General features: G+C 70.1%; 20 protein-coding genes and 1 pseudogene. 15 read left to right on the top strand and 6 right to left on the bottom strand.

What is annotated here, in order from left to right; translation table 11 throughout:
* Nucleotides 1-5 precede the first annotated feature (5 nt).
* Nucleotides 6-599 (bottom strand): TetR/AcrR family transcriptional regulator, encoded by a 594-nt coding sequence (locus tag PE066_RS05755; protein ID WP_271235603.1) that lies wholly within the window; start codon nucleotides 597-599, stop codon nucleotides 6-8.
* Between the two features lie 141 nt (nucleotides 600-740).
* Between PE066_RS05755 and PE066_RS05750 the strand changes: the two genes are divergently transcribed.
* Genes PE066_RS05750 through PE066_RS05735 form a run of 4 tightly spaced genes read left to right on the top strand, consistent with a single transcriptional unit; the run spans nucleotide 741 to nucleotide 4,480 of the window.
* Nucleotides 741-1,904: an acyl-CoA dehydrogenase family protein gene (locus PE066_RS05750; RefSeq protein WP_271235602.1), complete on the top strand. Its 1,164-nt coding sequence runs from the start codon at nucleotides 741-743 to the stop codon at nucleotides 1,902-1,904.
* Nucleotides 1,905-1,947: 43 nt separating this feature from the next.
* Complete coding sequence (locus tag PE066_RS05745) at nucleotides 1,948-3,117, top strand: CaiB/BaiF CoA transferase family protein (protein WP_271235601.1); 1,170 nt, start codon at nucleotides 1,948-1,950, stop codon at nucleotides 3,115-3,117.
* Nucleotides 3,114-3,674 (top strand): DUF2889 domain-containing protein, encoded by a 561-nt coding sequence (locus PE066_RS05740; RefSeq protein WP_271235600.1) that lies wholly within the window; start codon nucleotides 3,114-3,116, stop codon nucleotides 3,672-3,674. The genes PE066_RS05745 and PE066_RS05740 overlap by 4 nt, the downstream gene beginning before the upstream one ends.
* Nucleotides 3,671-4,480, top strand: coding sequence for an enoyl-CoA hydratase-related protein (locus PE066_RS05735; RefSeq protein ID WP_271235599.1), 810 nt, complete (start codon nucleotides 3,671-3,673; stop codon nucleotides 4,478-4,480). The genes PE066_RS05740 and PE066_RS05735 overlap by 4 nt, the downstream gene beginning before the upstream one ends.
* A gap of 51 nt (nucleotides 4,481-4,531) precedes the next feature.
* Here PE066_RS05735 and PE066_RS05730 read toward each other — a convergent pair whose 3' ends face one another.
* From PE066_RS05730 to PE066_RS05720, 3 genes are all read right to left on the bottom strand, one after another.
* Nucleotides 4,532-5,044, bottom strand: a complete 513-nt coding sequence (locus tag PE066_RS05730) for an aromatic-ring-hydroxylating dioxygenase subunit beta (RefSeq protein WP_271235598.1) — start codon at nucleotides 5,042-5,044, stop codon at nucleotides 4,532-4,534.
* Nucleotides 5,044-6,321 (bottom strand): aromatic ring-hydroxylating oxygenase subunit alpha, encoded by a 1,278-nt coding sequence (locus PE066_RS05725; protein ID WP_271235597.1) that lies wholly within the window; start codon nucleotides 6,319-6,321, stop codon nucleotides 5,044-5,046. The genes PE066_RS05730 and PE066_RS05725 overlap by 1 nt, the downstream gene beginning before the upstream one ends.
* Nucleotides 6,322-6,492: 171 nt before the next feature.
* Nucleotides 6,493-7,077: a hemerythrin domain-containing protein gene (locus tag PE066_RS05720; RefSeq protein ID WP_271235596.1), complete on the bottom strand. Its 585-nt coding sequence runs from the start codon at nucleotides 7,075-7,077 to the stop codon at nucleotides 6,493-6,495.
* A gap of 253 nt (nucleotides 7,078-7,330) precedes the next feature.
* Here PE066_RS05720 and PE066_RS05715 point away from each other — a divergent pair, with 253 nt between their 5' ends.
* The 6 genes from PE066_RS05715 to PE066_RS05690 all read left to right on the top strand — a co-directional run bounded on the left by PE066_RS05715 (nucleotide 7,331) and on the right by PE066_RS05690 (nucleotide 14,371).
* Nucleotides 7,331-7,825, top strand: a complete 495-nt coding sequence (locus PE066_RS05715) for a MarR family winged helix-turn-helix transcriptional regulator (RefSeq protein ID WP_271235595.1) — start codon at nucleotides 7,331-7,333, stop codon at nucleotides 7,823-7,825.
* 60 nt (nucleotides 7,826-7,885) lie between these two features.
* Nucleotides 7,886-9,466 (top strand): ABC transporter substrate-binding protein, encoded by a 1,581-nt coding sequence (locus PE066_RS05710; protein WP_271235594.1) that lies wholly within the window; start codon nucleotides 7,886-7,888, stop codon nucleotides 9,464-9,466.
* Nucleotides 9,467-9,566: 100 nt separating this feature from the next.
* On the top strand, nucleotides 9,567-10,508 hold the full coding sequence (locus tag PE066_RS05705) for an ABC transporter permease (RefSeq protein WP_271235593.1): 942 nt from the start codon (nucleotides 9,567-9,569) through the stop codon (nucleotides 10,506-10,508).
* Between the two features lie 13 nt (nucleotides 10,509-10,521).
* The gene (locus tag PE066_RS05700; protein WP_440480581.1) at nucleotides 10,522-11,472 is read left to right on the top strand and encodes an ABC transporter permease; all 951 of its coding nucleotides are present in this window, start codon (nucleotides 10,522-10,524) and stop codon (nucleotides 11,470-11,472) included.
* Nucleotides 11,473-11,475: 3 nt separating this feature from the next.
* Nucleotides 11,476-13,146, top strand: coding sequence for an ABC transporter ATP-binding protein (locus tag PE066_RS05695; protein WP_271235592.1), 1,671 nt, complete (start codon nucleotides 11,476-11,478; stop codon nucleotides 13,144-13,146).
* A gap of 43 nt (nucleotides 13,147-13,189) precedes the next feature.
* Complete coding sequence (locus PE066_RS05690) at nucleotides 13,190-14,371, top strand: M20 aminoacylase family protein (protein ID WP_271235591.1); 1,182 nt, start codon at nucleotides 13,190-13,192, stop codon at nucleotides 14,369-14,371.
* 13 nt (nucleotides 14,372-14,384) lie between these two features.
* Here the strand turns inward: PE066_RS05690 and PE066_RS05685 are convergent, their stop codons facing one another.
* A complete protein-coding gene (locus PE066_RS05685) occupies nucleotides 14,385-14,876 on the bottom strand; it encodes a YbhB/YbcL family Raf kinase inhibitor-like protein (RefSeq protein ID WP_271235590.1) in 492 nt (163 codons plus the stop codon).
* Nucleotides 14,877-15,019: 143 nt separating this feature from the next.
* Nucleotides 15,020-15,892, bottom strand: coding sequence for an SDR family NAD(P)-dependent oxidoreductase (locus tag PE066_RS05680; protein ID WP_271235589.1), 873 nt, complete (start codon nucleotides 15,890-15,892; stop codon nucleotides 15,020-15,022).
* A gap of 334 nt (nucleotides 15,893-16,226) precedes the next feature.
* On the opposite strand from PE066_RS05680, the pseudogene PE066_RS05675 reads away from it, so the two are divergent.
* The 5 genes and pseudogenes from PE066_RS05675 to PE066_RS05655 all read left to right on the top strand — a co-directional run.
* A pseudogene (locus tag PE066_RS05675) lies at nucleotides 16,227-16,500 on the top strand (sulfate transporter subunit); the annotation flags it as partial.
* A 253-nt stretch (nucleotides 16,501-16,753) separates the two neighbouring features.
* On the top strand, nucleotides 16,754-17,785 hold the full coding sequence (locus PE066_RS05670) for a methionine ABC transporter ATP-binding protein (RefSeq protein ID WP_271235588.1): 1,032 nt from the start codon (nucleotides 16,754-16,756) through the stop codon (nucleotides 17,783-17,785).
* Nucleotides 17,775-18,440 (top strand): methionine ABC transporter permease, encoded by a 666-nt coding sequence (locus tag PE066_RS05665; RefSeq protein ID WP_271235587.1) that lies wholly within the window; start codon nucleotides 17,775-17,777, stop codon nucleotides 18,438-18,440. Before PE066_RS05670 ends, PE066_RS05665 begins: the two co-directional genes overlap by 11 nt.
* Nucleotides 18,441-18,478: 38 nt before the next feature.
* Nucleotides 18,479-19,276: a MetQ/NlpA family ABC transporter substrate-binding protein gene (locus PE066_RS05660; protein WP_271235586.1), complete on the top strand. Its 798-nt coding sequence runs from the start codon at nucleotides 18,479-18,481 to the stop codon at nucleotides 19,274-19,276.
* Nucleotides 19,277-19,364: 88 nt separating this feature from the next.
* Complete coding sequence (locus PE066_RS05655) at nucleotides 19,365-20,102, top strand: ABC transporter substrate-binding protein (protein WP_271235585.1); 738 nt, start codon at nucleotides 19,365-19,367, stop codon at nucleotides 20,100-20,102.
* Nucleotides 20,103-20,125 lie beyond the last annotated feature (23 nt).

Raw genomic sequence — 20,125 nt, 5'->3', positions numbered from 1 at the left:
CCGCTTCAGCCCTTCTCGGCCAGGAAGCCCTTCAGGAACAGGCGCGACATCCGGTCGCACAGTTCCTGGGGCTTGACGGCGCCGGAGGGCCGGTACCAGAAGTCGGCCCAGTTCAGCATCCCGACCAGCATCATGGTGTAGGGCTTGTAGACCTCGTCGGGCAGCGCGGGGTTGAGCTCGCGCAGCAGCTGGGCCACCCGGTCGGTCAGCTGCCGCTGCAGCTCGATCAGCGGCGCCTGCATGGCCTTGGGCAGGAACTTCACGTCGTTCATCGCCACCACGTGGCGGCGCCGGGACTGGGTGGATTTCTGGGTGTAGGCCTCCACCAGCAGCTGCAGCCGCTCGCGCGGCGTGCCGCCGGCCCCGATCGCCTCGTCCACCCCCTGGATCACCCGCTGCAGGTGCTCCTGCAGCATCGCGAACAGCAGGTCGTCCTTGGTCGGGAAGTAGTGGTACAGCATCGACTTGGTCGCGCCGCAGGCCTTGGCCACGTCCTGCATCTTGGCCGTGGGGTAGCCCTCCTTGGCGAACAGTGCCGCCGCGCAATCCATGATCGCCTGGCTCTTCGCTTCGTAGTCGTCCGAACGTACGCGTGGCATGCACTCCTCCTGCAGGGCGGCGGAAGTGTAACAAGCACCCATCTTGCGCCAGCCCGCCGCCCGCCCATAAAATAAACCGACACGCCGGACTATAAATGGCGATACCGGACGGCCGATTGCGCCGCATCAACTCCCATCGACATGACTGAATTCGAATTCCTGGAACCCGACTTCCTCGACGAGGACCTGCGCATGGTGCGCGAGCAGGTGCGCCGCTTCGTGCGGGAGCGCATCGTGCCCCACGCCGACGCCTGGGAAGAATCGGGCGAGATCCCGCGCGAGCTGTTCCGCGAGCTGGGCGGCCTCGGGTTCCTCGGCATGCGGCATCCGGTGGAGTACGGCGGCGGCGGCATGGGGTCGCTGGCTTCGGTCGTGCTCGGCGAGGAACTGGCCCGCTCCGGCTACGGCGGCGTCGCCTCCGCCCTGACCGTGCACAGCGACATGTCGATCAGCCACATCGCCCACCGCGGCACGCACGAGCAGAAGCAGAAGTACCTGCCGGCCGCCTGTGCCGGCGAGAAGGTGGGGGCGGTCTGCGTGACCGAGCCGGGCGCCGGGTCGGACGTCGCCGGGCTGCGCACGCGCGCCGTGCGGGCCGCCGACGGCAGCTGGGTGATCAACGGCTCCAAGACCTTCATCACCAACGGCATCTACGGCGACATCTACATCGTGGCCGCGCGCACCGATCCCGAAGCCAAGGGCAGCCGCGGCATCTCGCTGTTCATCGTCGACAAGGACAACCCCGGCCTGAAGATCACCCGCAAGTTCGAGAAGCACGGCTGGCGTTCGTCGGACACGGCGGAGCTGTTCTTCGACGACCTGCGGCTGCCGGCCGACGCGCTGCTGGGCGAGGAGGGCAAGGGCTTCTACTACATCGTCAGCACCTTCCAGAACGAGCGCCTGGTGGTGGGCGCGCTCTCGTCGGGCACTTGCGCCCGCGCGATCGAGCTCACGGTGGACTACGTGCGCCAGCGCCAGGCCTTCGGCAAGACGCTGTGGGACCAGCAGGTGGTGCGCAACAAGATCGCCTGGATGGCGTCAAAGGCGGCCGCGGTGCGCGCGCTGACCTACCAGTGCGCCCAGATGATCGACGAGGGCAAGGACACCGTGCGCGAGGTCTCCATGCTCAAGGCCTTCGCCGCCGAGACCCTGCAGGAGGTGGTGCACACCTGCCTGCAGCTGCACGGCGGCACCGGCTTCATCATCGGCACGCCGGTCGAGCGAATGGCGCGCGATGCCCGCATCCTCACCATCGGCGGCGGCGCCACCGAGGTGATGCTGGAGGAAGTGGCCAAGCGCATGTGAGCGCGCCCGCCCGCGCCCGCCGCCGCCCTCATCGAAAGTACCCATGCCAGGACCGCTGTCCCACCTCACCGTCATCGAACTCGCCGGCATCGGCCCCGGTCCCTTCGCCTGCATGATGCTGGCCGACCTGGGCGCCACCGTGATCCGCATCGACCGCCTGCCCGGCCCGCCCTCGCGCGGCGGCCTGGAAGACCTGATGCGCAACGACAGCATCGTCGATCGCGGCCGGCGCTCGGTGTCCGTGAACCTGAAGGACCCGCGCGGCGTCGAGGCCGTCCTGCGGCTGGTCGAGCGGGCCGACATCCTGGTCGAGGGCTTCCGCCCGGGCGTGGCCGAGAAGCTCGGCCTGGGTCCGCAACCATGCCAGGCGCGCAACCCGCGCCTGGTCTATGGCCGCATGACGGGCTGGGGCCAGCACGGCCCGCTGGCGCACACCGCCGGCCATGACATCAACTACATCTCGCTGTCCGGCGCGCTGCATGCGATGGGCCCTGCCGATCGCTCGCCGGCGCCGCCGCTCAACCTGGTCGGCGACTACGGCGGCGGCGGCATGCTGATGGTGGTGGGCGTGCTGGCCGCCTGGGCCGAGGCGCAGCGCTCCGGCCAGGGCCAGGTCGTGGACACCGCCATGACCGACGGCGCGGCGCTGCTGATGGCCGCCCAATACGGCCTGATGGCCAAGGGCTTCTGGCAGGACCGGCGCGAGAGCAACTTCCTGGACGGCGCGGCCCACTTCTACGGGACCTACGCCTGTGCCGACGGGCGCTTCGTGTCGGTCGGCGCGATCGAGCCCCAGTTCTATCGCCAGCTGCTGGAGCTCTGCGGCATCGCCGATCCGCACTTCCAGCGCCAGTGGGAAGCCGGCGAGTGGCCCGCGCTGCGCGCCAAGCTGGCCGAGGTGTTCCGCAGCCGCAGCCGCGACGAATGGTGCCGGCTGCTGGAAGGCACGGACGCCTGCTTCGCGCCGGTGCTGTCGATGGAGGAAGCGCCGGCGCATCCGCACAACGCGGCGCGCGGCACCTTCGTCACCGAAGGAGGCGTCACGCAACCGGCGCCGGCGCCGCGCTTCGATCGCACGCCGACGGCGCTGCCGCCGAAGGCGCCGGTGCCAGGCCGCGACACGGCGCAGCTGCTGGCGCAATGCGGCTTCAGCGCCGCCGACATCCAGGCCCTGCGCGACGCCGGCGTGGTGCACCTGGCGGAGGGCGCATGAGCCGGATGGAGGAGGGCCGGCCCGGCCGGCGCCCGCTGCACCTGCGCCGAATCCACTGCGAGGGCTTCGAGCGCGACGACGGCCTGATCGACCTGGAAGGCACGCTGATCGACACCAAGCCCGAGCCGCTGAAGCTGGTCAACCGGGTCGTGCCGGCCGGCGAGCCGATCCACCAGATGCGGGTGCGCCTGACGATCGACCGCGAGCGGCGGATCGTGGACGCGCGCGCCTTCAGCGAGGAAACGCCGTACCCGGACTGCCAGCAGGTCGAGGCCGCCTACCGCCAGCTGGTCGGGCTGTGCATCGAGCCCGGCTTCACCCAGCAGGTCAAGCAGCTGTTCCGCGGCACCGCCGGCTGCACCCACATGACCGAATTGCTGCCGGCGCTGGCCAGCACCGCCTTCCAGGTGCTGTGGGCCAACGGCAATTTCGAGGGCGCCGACGCACCCGGCAGCGCCCGCCGCACCTCGCCGCTGGGCGGCTGCCACGCCCTGCGGCTGGATGGCCAGGTGGTGCGCACCTACTTCGCCGATGTCGCCAGGGAGAATGCCGCATGACCCACGCCACCCTCTTCGACGTCCAGGACGGCATCGCCACCCTGACCCTCAATGAACCGGAGCGCCTGAACCCGCTGACGCCGCAGCTGCAGGAGGGCGTGCTGGCCGCCCTGCAGCGGGTGCGCGAGGACACCTCGATCCGCGCGCTGCTGCTCACGGCCCGGGGCCGGGGCTTCTGCGTCGGCGCGGACCTGGGCGAGTTCGGCCGGCGCGCGGCCGCCCCCGGCGACGAATCGCTGGGCCGCTACGTCGGCCGCATGATGGAGGCGACCGGCAACCCGATGATCGCCGGGCTGCGGTCGCTGCCGGTGCCGGTGGTGTGCGCCATCAACGGCGTGGCCGCCGGCGGTGGCGCAGGCCTGGCACTGGCCGGCGACATGGTGGTCGCGGCCCGCTCGGCCTACTTCTACCTGCCCTTCGTGCCCGCGCTCGGGCTGGTGCCGGACATGGGCGCCAGCTGGGTGCTGCCGCGCGCCGTCGGCCGCGCCCGTGCGCTCGGGCTGGCGCTGACCGGCGAGAAGCTGTCGGCGGAGAAAGCGGCCGAATGGGGCCTGATCTGGTCGTGCGTCGACGACGCCGAGCTGCAGCCGGCGGCGCGCGCGCTGGCGACCCGGCTGGCCGCGCTGCCGGCCCAGGCCATCGTCGAAGCCCGTGCGGTGTTCGCCGCGAGCGAGCGCAACGACCTGGACCAGCAACTCGCGCTGGAGCGCGAGCGCCAGGAGGTGCTGATCGACCAGCCCTCCTTCGGCGAAGGCGTGCGCGCCTTCGCCGAGCGCCGCCCGCCGGTGTTCCGCGGCCGCGGCTGAGCGTCCGCCCGGCGCAGCCGGCCGGCCCTGACGGGTCCGGCCGGACGCTTCCTATATCAGGAAGCTCAGGGTCACCAGCGAGGTGTCGTTGTTGACCAGGTTCACCTGCTTGCGGGCCATGCGCCAGCCATCGGGCGTGCGGCGCAGCAGGTACTGGTTGCGGGCCGCCCAGGTGACCTGCCCGCGCCGGTGCGACTCGTACACCAGCATGTTGGCCCCGACGCGCACCTCGTCGCCGTCTTCGCCGAGCACTTCCACGTTGCCGATGACGCGGCGCAGCCGCGACGTGGGCGTCTGGCTGAACCGCTTGCCGGTCAGGAACTGCCGCACCCGCACGCCGATGCGCGAGCGGTTGTCGTAGATGATCGACATCACCTGCTCCGGGTCACCTCCTTCGCCGTTGGCGGGCACCCAGTAAATGGCGTCGTCGGTCCACAGGCGCTCCCACTCCTCGTAGCGGTGCTCGTCCTGCAGGCGGGCTTCGCGGAACAGGAACTGGCTGATCTCGTGGTGGCGGACGACTTCGGCCAAACCGGTCGTCATCAGGTGGTCGGCGGCGCCCATCAGTTGGCCTCCATCAGCGAGCGGTGGAACTGCCACATGCCGCGCGAAGGCACCTCGTCGGTCACGTTGCCGACGACGTAGCCGTCGGCATCGCGCTGCTCGCGGTGCGTGCCGCGGCCCAGGAAGACCCACTCCGGGTTGAGCTCCTGCACCCCCAGGTGCGAGCGCTCGTACATCTCGGCGTCGTCGGCCAGCAGGAAGCCGGCCGGGCCGACCGAGCCCATGGTCTGCTGGCGCATGCGCCGGTTCAGGTCGGGGGCGCCCTTGAACTGCAGCGCCGTCACGTGCTGCACCGTCTCATCGACCGACAGCGGCTGGATCACGAACAGCTGGATCTCCGCGATGAACAGGTTCGGGAAGATCATGATGTGCGGCGTGCCGTCGATCATGATCTCGCGCGCCTTGTCGGGCCCGTAGGCCGCTTCCATCCGGCGCGTGTAGTCGGGCAGCTTGTCGGCGGTGGTGCCGAACCAGGACATCGGCACGTCGCGCCGGCGGAACTCGGGACGCAGGTCGACCTCGCTGTGGCCGTTGCCCAGGTAGCGGGCGAGCGCGGTGGACTCGCCCGAGTAGAGCGAGCCGATCTTGCTGTCGGCCACCTCGAAGATGGAGGCGTGGGTGAACGACGGGTGGTAGCCGTCGGTCTCGTTCTCCACCACGAACTTCCAGTTGGCCATGACCTTGTGCTGCAGGAATCCGGCCGTGAGCTCCACTTCGCCTTCGGGCGAGGTGCGGCACAGGGCGTCGATGGCCTCGCGGGCGCCGCCCAGGTGCTCTTCCAGGCTGGGGCCCTCGGCCGCCAGCGAGCCGAACACGAAGCCCTTGTAGATGCCGATGCGCGGCACGCGGCCGAGGCCCAGGTCCTTGCGCCTGTCCTCGGCGTAGCCGGAGGGGAAGGGGTAGCCGCGCAGCTTGCCGTCGATGCCGAAGTTCCAGCCGTGGTAGCTGCAGGTCAGCGTGCGGGCATTGCCGCGCGGCTCCTCGCAGACCTGCTTGCCGCGGTGCGGGCAGCGGTTGTGCAGCAGGTGGATCCGGCCGTCCTTGTCGCGCGTCATCAGGATCGGATCCGGCCCGATCGACTTCATCACGAAGTCGTGCGGGTCCGGCACCTCGCTGACGTGCCCGACGTAGACCCAGGTGCGGCGCCAGATCTTGCGCAGCTCTTCCTGGAAGATCTGCGGGTCGGTGTACATCGATCCATGCACCCGTTCCTGCTGGATCAGGTGCTCCCAGTCCACGCGGCGCACGGCGGCCGCTTCGGCGATGGCTTCGTTCATGGGTCTCCTTCCGGCGCGCAACTGGCGCGGGCGAGAGCATCATATAAACCGACGCGTCGGACTATCAATGGGGCAGAGCCGGGAACTGCGCGACGTTTGATCCAGGTCAAGGAAGGCGGGGCGGCCGGTCGCTGCCAGTCAGTCAGCCGGTCCCGGCTGCCGGGTTGGCCCTCAGTCCGCGCCCACGCCGATCGGCGCCGGTGCGTGCATGACGATGCGGCTGAACAGCTCGTCGTAGGCCGCCTCGCGCCGGCCGCCGGCCAGCGGGTCGCGCGCCGCCTCGAAGGCGGCATCGAGCGCGGCCTGCTCGCTGCGCCCCAGCCGCTCGAACGCCACCGGCAACAGCTGCCGCTCCTCGACCTGCATGTGCTGCAGGTAGAAGCGGATGTACTCGTCCAGTGCGGTTGCGAACTCGCTGCGCCTGGACTCGCCCAGGAACTCCCAGGCGGCGAGCAGGTGCTGCAGCCGCCGCACCCGCACTTCGCCGCTCACATGGTCCACCTCGAGCGCTTCGATCACGGGCCTGAGCTCCGGCGCGACGCGCAGCAGGGCCGGGAACAGCAGCGTCGATTCCGTCGGGTGGTGCCGGCGCTCGGGGAACTCGTCGATGTAGAAGAGCATGCCGCGCACCGACTCGAAGAACCGGTGCGCCGGCTCCTGCGGACCCCGGGCGACCAGCAGCGACAGCGAGCGCAGCATGGCGGCAACGGCCGCGTGTTCCGAGCGGATGATGTTCAGGAAGGATGGGGTGGGCATGCGGTGGACCTCGGTGCGGCAAGGATGCGCGGCCGAAGGCCGGCCATGGTTGACTCACGTCAATGGCAGTCGCCCGGGACGACTCCCCATCGGCGTGGTGCCGGCAGCAGCACCGACCGAACGCGTCGATAGCCTGCCCGCGAGCCGGACCATGGCGGCAAGGCGGCCCGGGTTTGTCCCGAGTGACGCTGGAAACCACGCCCGGCAGACTGACAGTTGAAACAAGCAACTATTGAGTTCGGCAACCTTTCCCATGCGCGAACCCCTGGACGTCAAGCTGGACTACCTCACGCTGACGCTCGACCTGGTGAACAACATCGCCAAGGACGCGGCGTCGCGCGCCTACGAGCAGGAGTGCGGGGCCTCCTTGCGCGACCTGCGGCTGCTGCGCTTCATCGGCTCCGAGCCCGGTCTCACGCTGACGCGCCTGATCGAGCTCGCCTCGCTGGAAAAGACGCTTGCGTCCAAGGCGATTTCGACGCTGGTCGCGCGCGGCTGGGTGACGCGCGCGGTCGGCGCGCGTGACGCCCGCCACATCAGCCTGGAGCTGACCGACAAGGGCGAGGCGGTGGTGCTGTGCGCCGAGCCCATCGGGCGGTTCATGGAGCGCAAGCTCCTGAGCCGCATCACCCGCGACGAACTGGCCGTGCTGCGGCGCTGCCTCGACAAGCTGGTCGCCACGGGCACCGAGATGAGCGGCTCGATCGAACAACTGCTCGCACAGATGGAGGCGCAAGCGTCCGCCTGAAGGGCCGGCGCCCGCCTGCACCCCGTTCCCATCCCCGACACGCAAAGAAAGGCGGTCACCATGTTCCGTACCCCGTTCGCCCGCGCCACCTGCGCCGCGCTGCTGGCGCTGGCTGCCGTGACCGCATCGGCCCAGGACAACGCCAAGGTCCTGCGCATGGTGCCGCAGACCGACCTGAAGATCCTGGACCCGATCTGGACCACGGCCTTCGTCACCCGCGACCACGGCTACATGGTCTACGACACGCTGTTCGGCGTGGACGTGACCGGCAAGCCGCAGCCGCAGATGGTCGACAAGTACAGCGCCTCGGCCGACGCCAAGGTCTGGAACTTCACCCTGCGCAAGGGGCTGGTGTTCCACGACGGCAAGCCGGTGACGGCGGCCGACGTGGTCGCCTCAATCAACCGCTGGGGCAAGCGCGACAGCCTGGGCCAGCGCATGCTGGCGGTCATGGACAAGCTGGAGGCGGTCGGCGACAACGCCTTCCGGATGACCTTCAAGCAGCCGTTCGGGCTGGTGCTCGAAGCCCTGTCCAAGCCCTCCGGCAGCCCGGCCTTCATCATGCCCAAGCGGGTGGCCGACACGCCGGCCGACAAGCAGATCGACGACTACACCGGCTCAGGCCCCTACGTCTTCCAGAAGGACCAGTTCCGCCCCGGCGAGAAGGTGGTGTACCTGAAGCACAAGGGCTATGTGCCGCGCACCGATACGCCCTCGGGCACCGCCGGCGGCAAGCACGTCTACGTCGACCGGGTCGAGTGGATCATCCTGAAGGACGCGCAGACTCAGTCGAATGCCATCACCAGCGGCGAAGTCGACATGCTGTCCTGGATGCCGCCCGAGCACTACTCGACGCTGCGCACCAACCCCAAGCTGGAGACCGTCAACCCGACCTTCGCCGGCTCCTACTACCTGCACCTGAACCACCACATCCCGCCCTTCGACAACCCGAAGATCGCCAAGGCGGCCGTGCTGGCGGTCAACCAGGAGGCGCTGCTGCGCGGCCAGATGGTGTTCCGCGACCTGTACCGCACCTGCGCCTCGATCTACCCGTGCGGCTCGCCGCTGGCGACGGATAAGACCGGCTGGTTCACCGGCAAGCCGAACTTCGAGGAAGCCAAGCGCCTGCTCAAGGAAGCCGGCTACGACGGCACGCCGATCGTGCTGATGCACCCGGCCGACTTCACCCTGCTCAACAAGCTGCCGCCGATGATGGCGCAGCTGCTGCAGCAGGCCGGCTTCAAGGTCGACATGCAGTCGATGGACTGGCCGACCCTGCTGATGCGCCGCGCCAAGAAGGACCCGGCGGACAAGGGCGGCTGGAACGCCTTCATGACCGGCTGGGGCGGCAGCGACACGCTCAACCCGATGTTCTTCGCGCCCCTGACCGGCAACGGCGAGAAGGGCTGGTTCGGCTGGAACAAGGACGACAAGCTCGAGGAGCTCAAGGGCGAGTTCGCGGCCACCACCGACCCGGCCGCGCGCAAGAAGCTGGCGGCGCAGATCCAGGAACGGGCGCTGGAGACCGGCCTGTTCGCCCCGCTGGGCGAGACCAACAACCTGTCGGTCATCCGCCGCGGCGTCGTCAGCGGCGTGCTGCTGGCGCCGGTCAACGTGTTCTGGAACATCAAGAAGAACTGAGCGGCGCGCCGGGCAGCGGCTCTCGCAGGAGGGCCGCCGCCCCGGCCTCCATCGGGCGGTCCGCACGGCGGCCGCCCACCGGCCCCCACTTGCAGTACCCATGCCCTTCTTCCTGATCCGACGCATCGCGGCCACCCTGCCGGTGCTGGTCATCGTCGCCCTGATCGTCTTCCTGATGCTGCGCCTCGCGCCGGGCGACCCGGCCGCGGCCATCCTCGGCGACAACGCGTCGAGCGAGGCGATGAAGAACGTGCGCACCCAGCTCGGGCTGGAGCAGTCGATCCCCGTGCAGTTCTTCCAGTGGTCGGCGCGGCTGCTCTCGGGTGACCTGGGCGAGTCCTACTTCCTCAAGCAGAGCGTGACCGGCCTGATCGCCCAGCGCATCGAACCGACGCTGTCGCTGGCTGCGCTGACGCTGGTCGTCACGGTGCTGATCGCGGTGCCGCTGGGCGTGCTCGCCGCCTGGCGCCACGGCGGTTGGCTGGACCGGGCCCTGATGGGGTTCTCGGTGCTGGGCTTTTCCATTCCCGCCTTCGTCATCGGCTACGTGCTGATCTGGGCGGTGTCGCTCAAGCTCGGCTGGCTGCCGGTGCAGGGCTATGCGCGGCTGGAGCAGGGCCTGCTCCCCTGGCTGCGCCACCTGATCCTGCCGGCCGTCACGCTGTCGATCATCTACGTCGCCCTGATCGCCCGCGTCACCCGGGCCGCGGTGGCCGAGGCGCTGACCGAGGACTACGTGCGCACCGCCCGCGCCAAGGGCATCAGCGAGGCCCGCGTGCTGGTGCGGCACGCGCTGGTGAACGCCGCCGTGCCGATCGTCACCGTGATCGGCATCGGCATCGCCCTGCTGATCGGCGGCGTGGTGGTCACCGAAACGGTGTTCGCGATCCCGGGCCTGGGGCAGCTCACGGTCGATGCCGTGCTGTCGCGCGACTACCCGCTGATCCAGGCCATCACGCTGTTCTTCTCCTTCCTGTACGTGCTGATCAACCTGCTGGTGGACCTGAGCTACCTGCTGCTGGACCCGCGCATCCGCTACTGAAGCCGGCACCGACATGATCCGCAAGCTCCAGACCGCATCCCCCGCCGGCGCCGCCCTCGACGCCGAGCCGGCGCCCGGCCGCAAACCGGTTCCCCTGTACCGGCGCGCGCTGCGCAGCGGCCCCGTCCAGCTGGGCGGCGGCGCCCTCATCGTGCTGGTCCTGGTGGCGCTGTTCGCCCCCTGGCTGGGCACCATCGACCCGACGGCCATCGACCCGGCCAGCAGCAACCTGCTGCCCGGCACGAGCGCCGAGTTCATGAGCCTGGCCGGCGACAGCTTCCAGCACCTGTTCCTGATGGGCAGCGACAGCCTGGGCCGCGACGTCTGGAGTCGTGTCCTCTACGGCACCCGGGTGTCGCTCACCGTCGGCATCGCGGTGGCGGTGCTGGCGCTGGCGGGCGGCATCGTGGTCGGCCTGGCGGCCGGCTATTTCCGCCGCATCGACGGCCTGCTGATGCGGCTGATGGACGGCGTGATGGCCATCCCCGGCATCCTGTTCGCCATCACCCTGGTGGCGGCCTGGGGCGCCAGCGTGGTGACGCTGGTGGTGGCGATCGCGATCCCCGAGATCCCGCGCGTGGCGCGCCTGCTGCGCTCGGTGGTGCTGACCATCCGCGAGGAGCCCTACGTGGAAGCGGCGATCGCGCTGGACACGCCGCCGCTGAAGGTGCTGCTGCGCCACATCCTGCCGAATGCGATCGCGCCGCTGATCGTGCAGGGCACCTATATCTGCGCCGCAGCGATCCTGGTGGAAGCCATCCTGTCGTTCCTGGGCGTCGGCATGCCGGTGGACATCCCGACCTGGGGCAACATCATGGCCGAGGGTCGCATCCAGTTCACCCAGTACCCGCACAACGTGCTGTTCCCCGGCGCCTTCCTGGCCGCCACGGTGCTGGCGGTCAACATCCTGGGCGACGGCCTGCGCGACACGCTGGATCCGAAGTTCAGCAAGCGAGGCGCCTGAGCGATGACCTCCCCCGACCACGTGCCGGCGCCCGTCCTCTCGGTGCGCGGCTTGACCATCGCGCTGCCGCCCGGCGCCGACCGCGCCAACGCCGTACAGAACGTCGGTTTCGACGTGCACGCCGGCCGCACCGTCTGCCTGCTGGGCGAGTCCGGCTCGGGCAAGTCGGTGATTGCACACACCATCATGGGCCTGCTGGCGTCGGGCCTGCGCCCCACCGCCGGCCGGGTCGAACTGCAGGGCGAGGACTTGCTGCAGGCCTCGCCGGCGCGCCTGCGCCAGCTGCGCGGCGTCGCCATGGGCATGGTGTTCCAGGAGCCGATGACGGCACTGAACCCGGTGCTGCGCTGCGGCGAGCAGGTCGACGAGATGCTGCGCCAGCACACGAAGCTGCCGGCCGCCGAGCGCCGCCGCCGGGTGCTGGAGGTGTTCGAGCGCGTGCACCTGCCCGAGCCCGAGCGCATCTACGCCTCGTACCCGCACCAGCTGTCGGGCGGCCAGCGCCAGCGCATCGTGATCGCCATCGCGCTGATCCTGCGTCCGGCGCTGCTGATCTGCGACGAGCCGACCACCGCGCTGGACGTCACCACCCAGGCCGAGATCCTCAAGCTGATCCAGGAGCTGCAGCAGCGCAACGGCACCGCCGTCCTGTTCATCACCCACGACTTCGGCGTGGTCGCCGACATCGCCGACGAGGTGGTGGTGCTGCAGCTGGGCGACCTGGTCGAACAGGGCCCGCGCCTGCAGGTGCTGCAACAGCCCCGCCAGGACTACACCCGGATGCTGCTGGCGGCCGTGCCCGGCCTCGGCCCGCGCGAGCGCCCGCCGGTGGCGCCGGCCGAGCCGCTGCTGGATGCGCGGGCCGTGAGCAAGACCTACGTCAGCGGCCATTGGCCGAAGCGGCGCACGGTCCACGCCGCGCACGACGTGTCGCTGGCGCTGCGTCCGCGCGAGACGGTGGGCATCGTCGGCGAGTCGGGCTCCGGCAAATCGACCGTGGCGCGCTGCATCGCCCGACTGATCGATCCGAGCAGCGGCGACATCCTGGCGGGCGGCCGCTCGGTGGCCACGGCGACCGGCAAGGCGCTGTCGCCGTTCCGCCGCCAGGTGCAGGTGGTGTTCCAGGATCCGTACCGCTCGCTCAACCCGCGCCAGACCGTGGGCGCCTCCATCATCGAAGGACCGCTGAACTTCGGCGTGCCGCGCGAGCAGGCCTGGGCCCGCGCCGAGGAGCTGATGGCGCTGGTGCGCCTGACGCCGCAGGCGCTGCGCCGCTACCCGAGCGAGTTCTCCGGCGGCCAGCGCCAGCGCATCTCGATCGCCCGCGCGCTGGCCTGCGAGCCGCAGGTGCTGATCGCCGACGAGGCGGTGTCCGCGCTCGACGTCTCGGTGCAGGCGCAGATCCTGGACCTGCTGAACGACATCCAGCAGCGCCTGGGCATCGCCATCCTGTTCATCACCCACGACCTGCGGGTGGCCAGCCAGATCTGCGACCGCGTGATCGTGATGCAGCGCGGCCGCATCGTCGAGCAGGGCGCCATCGGCGACGTGTTCTTCGCGCCGCAGCACCCCTACACGCAGGCGCTGCTGGCGGCGGCACCGGGCCGGGGCTTCCGCTTCGGCGCCGCCCCCGGCGATGCCGACGCTCCATCCCAGCCGATGGCCATGGCCTGAACTGGCGTTTCGCCCCGACCGTTTCCAGACCCAGCTTTCCCGCATGACCACCGCAACCGCCGTCCCTGCACTGCATGATTTCGAGCGCCTCGCCGACGAATTCATCGCCATCCGCCGCCGCATCCACAGGCACCCCGAACTGGCTTTCGAGGAATTCCAGACCAGCGACCTGGTTGCCGGGCAGCTCGCGCAGTGGGGCTACCGGGTGGAGCGCGGGCTGGGTGGCACCGGGGTGGTCGGGCAACTGAAGAGGGGCGAGGGCGGCAAGCGCCTGGGCCTGCGGGCCGACATGGACGCCTTGCCGATCGAGGAGGCGACCGGCCTGCCCTATGCGAGCGGCCGCCCCGGCGTCATGCACGCCTGCGGCCACGACGGCCACACCGCCATGCTGCTGGCCGCGGCGCGCTACCTGGCGGAGCAGGGCGATTTCAACGGCACGCTGAACCTGATCTTCCAGCCGGCCGAGGAGGGCGGCGGCGGCGCGCTGCGCATGATGGAGGACGGCCTGTTCGAGCGCTACCCCTGCGACGCGGTGTTCGCCATGCACAACGCGCCCGGCACGCCGCAGGGCCAGCTGGTGTTCCGCACCGGCCCGATGATGGCCTCGTCGGACTACGTCACCATCACCCTGCGCGGCGTCGGCGGCCATGGCGCCGAGCCGCACCGCACGGCCGACAGCATCGTCGCCGCGGCCGGCATCGTCAGCGCGCTGCAGACCATCGTCGCGCGCAACGTACCGCCGCTGGAGATGGGCATCGTCACGGTCGGCGCGCTGCACGCCGGCAAGGCCAACAACGTCATCCCCGACAGCGCGGTGCTGGAGCTCACAGTGCGCGCGCTGACGCGCGAGGTGCGCGAGCTGCTGGAGCGGCGCATCAAGGCGCTGGTGGCGGCGCAGGCCGAGAGCTTCGGCGTGCGCGCCGAGATCGACTACCGGCGCGGCTACGCGGTGCTGGTCAATTCGCCGGCCGAGACCGCCTTCGCGCGCCAGGTGGCGCTGGAGCTGGTGGGCGCCGACCGGGTGGTCGAGCCGGGCCCGCAACTGACCGCCAGCGAGGATTTCTCCTTCATGCTGGAGCAGGTGCCCGGCTGCTACCTCCTGATCGGCAATGGCGACGGCGAACTGGGCTGCAACGTCCACAACCCGGGCTACGACTTCAACGACGACAACGTGGCGATCGGCGCCGCCTACTGGGCCCGGCTGGCCGAACGCTTCCTGGCCTGAGGCGCTGCGCGCTTCAGCGCTCGTAGGTCGCCGTCAGCTTCGCTTCGCCGAGCTTGGCGAAATGGATCATGAAGCCGACCATCGCGGCCGAGGCGTCGGCCGGCACGTCGAGCTTGTCGGTGTTCAGCGCGTACAGCGTGAAGATGTAGCGGTGTGGTCCATGCCCGGGCGGCGGTGCGGCTCCGCCGTATTCCTTGCTGCCGAAATCGGTGCGGCCCAGGCGGGCGCCGGACGGCAGCTGCGCACCGCCGGCCGCGCCCGCGCCGCGCGGCAGCTGGGTGGCATCGGCCGGGATGTCGTACACCACCCAGTGCCACCAGCCCGAGCCGGTGGGCGCATCGGGGTCGTACATCGTCAGCGCGAAGCTCTTCGTGCCCGGCGGTGCGTCTTCCCACTGCAGGGCGGGCGAGACGTTCTGGCCGCCGGCGCCCATCGCGCTGTGCACGAAGTCCATGGGCAGCTTGGCCTGGTCGGCGAAATCGGGGCTGCGTAGAACGAAGGTCATGGGGGCTCCTGTCCTCGGGTCGGGAGCCAAATTATCGGCAGCATCGGCGCCGCGCGGGGCGCTTGCGACCCGAACGCCGCCCGTGCGGGCTCAGTCGGCAGGAGGTGGATCCCGGCTTGCGCCGGGGATGACCGATAGATGCCTCAGCCGATCCCGCCGGCCCTGCGGATCTCGTTCTCGCCCTGGGCCGAACCGGCGCCAGGCACCATGTCGCCGGCGCGGTCGGAGATCGCCTCGAAGCGCTGGGCGACCCGCTCGGGCGCGTCCGGGCCGGTGCCGATGTGCACGCCCTGGGTCAGGGTGATGTGGGCGCGCTCGAAGGTGCCGGCGCCGGCGCACAGGATGGCGCGGGTCGGCGCGTCCTCGCTGGCCAGGTAGAGCAGGGCGGGCGTCACCGAGGCGGGCTTGAGCTTGTCCAGCACCGCCGGCGGCATCAGGCCCTCGGTCATCTGCGTGTGCGCGGTCGGGGCCAGGCAGTTGACACGGATGCCGTACTTCTCGCCTTCCAGCGCCAGCGTCTGCATCAGCCCGACCAGCGCCATCTTGGCCGCGCCGTAGTTGGATTGGCCGAAGTTGCCGTACAGGCCGGTGGACGAGGTGGTCATCACCAGGCGGCCGTACTTCTGCTCGCGCATCAGGTCCCACACCGCCTTGCTGCAATGGACCGAGCCCATGAGGTGCACGTCCAGCACCAGGCGGAAATCCGCCAGGTCCATCTTGGCAAAGGTCTTGTCGCGCAGGATGCCGGCGTTGTTGACCACGATGTCGACGCGGCCCCAGGCGTCCACCGCCTGCGCGACCATGGCCTGCACCGCGGCGAAGTCGGTCACCGAGGCGTCGCTGGCGATGGCCTCGCCGCCCGCCGCGCGGATCTCGGCCACCACGCGCTCGGCGGCCGACAGGTCGTTGACCACGACCTTGGCGCCGCGCGCGGCCAGCGCCAGCGCGTGCTCGCGGCCCAGGCCGCCACCGGCGCCGGTGACGATCGCGACGCGGCCTTCGAAACGAATGGACATGACAGGGAACCTCCGGTGACTGTGGTTGGAAGCAGGCGGCGGCGGGCGGGCGATTCGGGCCGGCCGCAGGTCTGCGGACTCAGCCATTGTCGCTGCTCGGCCGCGCCGCCCTGGTCGGCCGCAGGACAGCTCGGCCGGGCTGCCGCGGCGGCCGTGCGGGCCCGGCGGCACCGATTTGCATATGTCGATAAGCAAGTGAAAAGTCGGTCGTTCCATCGGGCGCGACCGACTTCCAGAATGGCCCATCGACTCAGGAGGTGACTTTCCAGCAGTCGCACGGCGGCTCGGGCAAGCAGGCCCGCTCGATCATCGACGGGCTGGAGGGCGACGTGGCGCGGTCGCCGTGGTCGACAAGGTCGCGGGCAGGAAGGGCACCCGCGCGGTGGCCGAGGCGTACCTGCAGTACCTGTATTCCGAAGAAGGCCAGGACATCGCCGGCAAGCACTTCTATCGCCCGGCCGCTTCGCAGAAAGCCCAGGCCAGGTACGCGAAACAGTTCCCGAGGCTGGACCTGTTCACCATCGACCAGGCCTTCGGCGGCTGGGATGGCCGCGAAGCAGCACTTCGCCGACGGCGGCAGCTTCGACCAGATCTACAGCCGCAAGTGAGCGGCGACTGCGCCGCAGGGAATATGCATTCGCGTTTTTGTTCGTTCCCTTTCACGCCGGTCCTGGCCACAATGCCATGCATGAGCTTCGCTCGACTTTCCTTCCCCCGAATGCGCCCCGGCGCGCGATGTAGCGGCTGAGCGCGCTCCCGCGCCCGCCCGCTTCTTCCTTTCTCCCTGCAAACCCCAGCGCCCGCCGCCGCGAGGACGGCGCGGGCGAGGTGCGGCTGCGTCCGCACTGCAACCGAGCGAACATGATCCATCTGCAAGGCATCACCCAGGCCTACGGCGCGCACGAGGCGCTGCGAGGCATCGACCTGAACATCGCGCCCGGCGAGGTGTTCGGCATCATCGGCCGCAGCGGCGCCGGCAAGAGCTCGCTGGTGCGCACCATCAACCTGCTGAACCGACCGAAGGCGGGACGGGTGATCGTCGGCGGCCGCGAGCTCACGGCGCTGGGCGAGCGCGAGCTGCGCGCCGCCCGGCGCGAGATCGGCCTGATCTTCCAGCACTTCAACCTGCTGTCCTCGCGCACCGTGGCGCAGAACGTCGCGCTGCCGCTGGAGCTGGCCGGCGTGGCGCCCGCGGAGATCCGCCGCCGGGTCGACGAGCTGCTCGACCTGGTGGGACTGGCCGCGATGCGCGATCGCCACCCGGCGCAGATCAGCGGCGGGCAGAAGCAGCGCGTGGGCATCGCCCGCGCACTGGCCAACCGGCCCAAGGTGCTGCTGTCCGACGAGGCGACTTCGGCGCTGGACCCCGAGACCACGCGCTCCATCCTGGGCCTGCTCAAGCAGATCAACCGCGAGTTCGGCCTCACCATCGTGCTGATCACCCACCAGATGCAGGTGATCAAGCAGGTGGCCGACCGGGTGGCGGTGATCGACGCCGGCCGCATCGTGGAGCAGGGCCCGGTGCTCGACGTGTTCACCCGTCCGCAGCACGCGACCACCCGCAGCCTGATCGAGGAGATCGTGCCGCAGGCGCTGCCCGAGGGCGTGCTGGCGCGCATCCGCGCGCTGATGACCGCGCAGCCGGCCGACGAGAGCCGGCTTCTGCGCCTGGCCTTCGCCGGCGCCAACGCCGACCGGCCGCTGCTGTCGGACATGGTGCGCGACCATGGCATCGAGCTGAACATCGTGCACGGCCAGGTCGACGAGGTGCAGGGCCAGCCCTTCGCCTCGCTGGCGGTGTTCGCGCGCGGCGCGCGCGAGAAGCTGAATGCGGCTGCGGCGCAGCTGCGCGGCGCCGGCGTGGTGGTGGAGGAGGTGGCCCATGTGGGATAACTTCACCCCCGCGATGCTGGAGCTGTTCGCCACCTCGCTGTGGGAGACGCTGGTGATGGTCGGCATCTCCGGCATCGCCGGCTCCGTGATCGGCATCCCGCTGGGCGTGCTGCTGCGCCTGACCGACCGCGGCGGCGTGCTGCAGAACGGGGCCGTCAACCGCGTGATGGGCGGCATCGTCAATGCGGTGCGCTCCACGCCCTTCATCATCCTGCTGGTCGCCATCATCCCGTTCACGCGCTTCATCACGGGCTCGTCGATCGGCACGGCCGCGGCGGTGGTGCCGCTCACCCTGGCCGCCGCGCCCTTCATCGCGCGGCTGGTGGAGACCTCGCTGCGCGAGGTCGACCACGGCCTGATCGAGGCGGCGCAGGCGATGGGCGCCAGCACCTCGCAGATCGTTCTCAAGGTGCTGCTGCCCGAGGCGCTGCCCGGCATCGTGGCCGGCTTCACCATCACCCTGGTCAGCCTGACGGGCTATTCGGCGATGGCCGGCGCCATCGGCGGCGGCGGCCTGGGCGACCTGGGCATCCGCTACGGCTACCAGCGCTTCCTGCCGGAAATCATGCTGGCGGTCGTCGTCGTCCTGATCGTCTTCGTGCAGGCCGTGCAGAGCCTGGGCGACTGGGCGGTGCGGCGCCTGAGCCACAAGTGAATCCAGTTCCCTCTCTTCCATATCCAAGGAAAAAGCCAATGAACAAGCGCAAGCTGCTCCAATCCACCCTGGCCTTCGCGGTCAGCGCAACCCTGGCCGGCGGTGCCCTGGCGCAGGACAAGCCGATCAAGATCGGCGTCACCGCCGGTCCCCACGCCCAGATCTTCGAGCAGGTCAGGAAAGTGGCCGAGCGCGACGGCCTGAAGATCCAGGTGATCGAGTTCAGCGACTACGTGCAGCCGAATGCCGCGCTCGCGTCCGGCGACCTGGACGCGAACAGCTACCAGCACAAGCCCTACCTGGACCAGCAGGTCAAGGACCGGGGCTACAAGTTCATCTCGGTCGGCTACACCGTCAACTTCCCGATCGGCATCTACTCGAAGAAGGTCCGCGACCTGAAGGACCTGAAGAACGGGGCGCGCGTCGGCATCCCCAACGATCCCACCAACGGCGGCCGCGCGTTGCTGGTGCTGCAGGACCAGGGCCTGGTCAAGCTCAAGGCCGGCGCTGGCCTGAAGGCCACGCCGCTGGACGTGGTGGAGAACCCGAAGAAGCTGAAGTTCGTGGAGCTCGATGCGGCGCAGCTGCCGCGCTCGCTGGACGACCTGGACGCCTCCGCCGTCAACACCAACTACGCCATCCCGGCCGGGCTGCACCCGGGCAAGGACGCCATCGCGCGCGAAAGCGCCAACAGCCCCTACGCCAACCTGATCGCCGTGCGCGAGCAGGACAAGGACAAGCCCTGGGTGGCCAAGCTGGTGAAGGCCTACCAGTCCGAGGAGATCCGCAAGTTCATCCAGGCCGAGTTCAAGGGCGCGGTGATCCCGGGGTTCTGATGTCCCGGTATAAGGAGCGGCTGCGGGCCGCACCGGATGCTTGCGCTGGGCGGCACGCACACCGAGATCCTGCAGGAACAACCGGCCCATGAACCTCACCCACGACATCGTCGCCGCCTTCGCGCCCACCGGGCGGCTGCGCGCCTCCATCAACACCGGCAATCCGATCCTGGCCGCGCCGGATCCGTCCACCGGCTCGGCGCGGGGCGTTTCGGTGGACCTCGCCCACGCTTTTGCCGAGCGCCTGGGCGTGGCGCTGGAACTGGTGGTGTTCGACACCGCCGGCAAGTCGGTCGATGCCGTCACCGGCGAGCAGGCGGACATCGGCTTCTTCGCCATCGACCCCAAGCGCGGCGAAGGCATCCGCTTCACCGCGCCCTACGTGCTGATCGAGGGTTGCTACGCGGTGCGGGCCGATTCGCCGGTCACCTCGATGGACGAGGTGGACCGCAGCGGCGTGCAGGTGGTGGTGGGTCGGGGCAGCGCCTACGACCTGTACCTGACGCGGGAGCTGAAGCACGCCGGCATCGTGCGCGCGACCAGTTCGCCCGCGGTGGTCGAGCACTTCCTGGCGCACGGTGGCGATGTTGCGGCCGGCGTCCGGCAGCAACTGGAAGCTGACGCCGCGCGCCTGGGCGGGCTGCGCCTGCTGCCGGGGCGCTTCATGGTGATCCGGCAGGCGATGGGATGCCCGCGCGGGCGCGGGGATGACGCGGCGCGCTGCCTCGCCGAGTTCGTCGAGGAGATGAAGGCGAGCGGGTTCGTGGCCGCCGCGTTGCAGCGGCATGGGATCACGGGGGCGGCGGTGGCGCCGGCAGGGGCCTAGCGCGCCTGCCGCTTGCGCGCCAG

This window comes from Ramlibacter tataouinensis (genome assembly GCF_027941915.1).
In the GTDB taxonomy this organism is placed as follows: Bacteria; Pseudomonadota; Gammaproteobacteria; order Burkholderiales; family Burkholderiaceae_C; genus Ramlibacter; species Ramlibacter tataouinensis_C.
This window is presented reverse-complemented; position numbering and strand designations above follow the sequence as displayed.

Coding starts and splice junctions, on each gene's coding strand:
- PE066_RS05660 (WP_271235586.1), top strand. CDS start 18,479: ATGAACAAGCGCAAGCTGCTCCAATCCACCCTGGCCTTCGCGGTCAGC.
- PE066_RS05750 (WP_271235602.1), top strand. CDS start 741: ATGACTGAATTCGAATTCCTGGAACCCGACTTCCTCGACGAGGACCTG.
- PE066_RS05665 (WP_271235587.1), top strand. CDS start 17,775: ATGTGGGATAACTTCACCCCCGCGATGCTGGAGCTGTTCGCCACCTCG.
- PE066_RS05715 (WP_271235595.1), top strand. CDS start 7,331: ATGCGCGAACCCCTGGACGTCAAGCTGGACTACCTCACGCTGACGCTC.
- PE066_RS05725 (WP_271235597.1), bottom strand. CDS start 6,321: ATGAACGAAGCCATCGCCGAAGCGGCCGCCGTGCGCCGCGTGGACTGG.
- PE066_RS05730 (WP_271235598.1), bottom strand. CDS start 5,044: ATGGGCGCCGCCGACCACCTGATGACGACCGGTTTGGCCGAAGTCGTC.
- PE066_RS05745 (WP_271235601.1), top strand. CDS start 1,948: ATGCCAGGACCGCTGTCCCACCTCACCGTCATCGAACTCGCCGGCATC.
- PE066_RS05680 (WP_271235589.1), bottom strand. CDS start 15,892: ATGTCCATTCGTTTCGAAGGCCGCGTCGCGATCGTCACCGGCGCCGGT.
- PE066_RS05740 (WP_271235600.1), top strand. CDS start 3,114: ATGAGCCGGATGGAGGAGGGCCGGCCCGGCCGGCGCCCGCTGCACCTG.
- PE066_RS05720 (WP_271235596.1), bottom strand. CDS start 7,077: ATGCCCACCCCATCCTTCCTGAACATCATCCGCTCGGAACACGCGGCC.
- PE066_RS05655 (WP_271235585.1), top strand. CDS start 19,365: ATGAACCTCACCCACGACATCGTCGCCGCCTTCGCGCCCACCGGGCGG.
- PE066_RS05670 (WP_271235588.1), top strand. CDS start 16,754: ATGATCCATCTGCAAGGCATCACCCAGGCCTACGGCGCGCACGAGGCG.
- PE066_RS05685 (WP_271235590.1), bottom strand. CDS start 14,876: ATGACCTTCGTTCTACGCAGCCCCGATTTCGCCGACCAGGCCAAGCTG.
- PE066_RS05705 (WP_271235593.1), top strand. CDS start 9,567: ATGCCCTTCTTCCTGATCCGACGCATCGCGGCCACCCTGCCGGTGCTG.
- PE066_RS05710 (WP_271235594.1), top strand. CDS start 7,886: ATGTTCCGTACCCCGTTCGCCCGCGCCACCTGCGCCGCGCTGCTGGCG.
- PE066_RS05735 (WP_271235599.1), top strand. CDS start 3,671: ATGACCCACGCCACCCTCTTCGACGTCCAGGACGGCATCGCCACCCTG.
- PE066_RS05755 (WP_271235603.1), bottom strand. CDS start 599: ATGCCACGCGTACGTTCGGACGACTACGAAGCGAAGAGCCAGGCGATC.
- PE066_RS05690 (WP_271235591.1), top strand. CDS start 13,190: ATGACCACCGCAACCGCCGTCCCTGCACTGCATGATTTCGAGCGCCTC.
- PE066_RS05700 (WP_440480581.1), top strand. CDS start 10,522: ATGATCCGCAAGCTCCAGACCGCATCCCCCGCCGGCGCCGCCCTCGAC.
- PE066_RS05695 (WP_271235592.1), top strand. CDS start 11,476: ATGACCTCCCCCGACCACGTGCCGGCGCCCGTCCTCTCGGTGCGCGGC.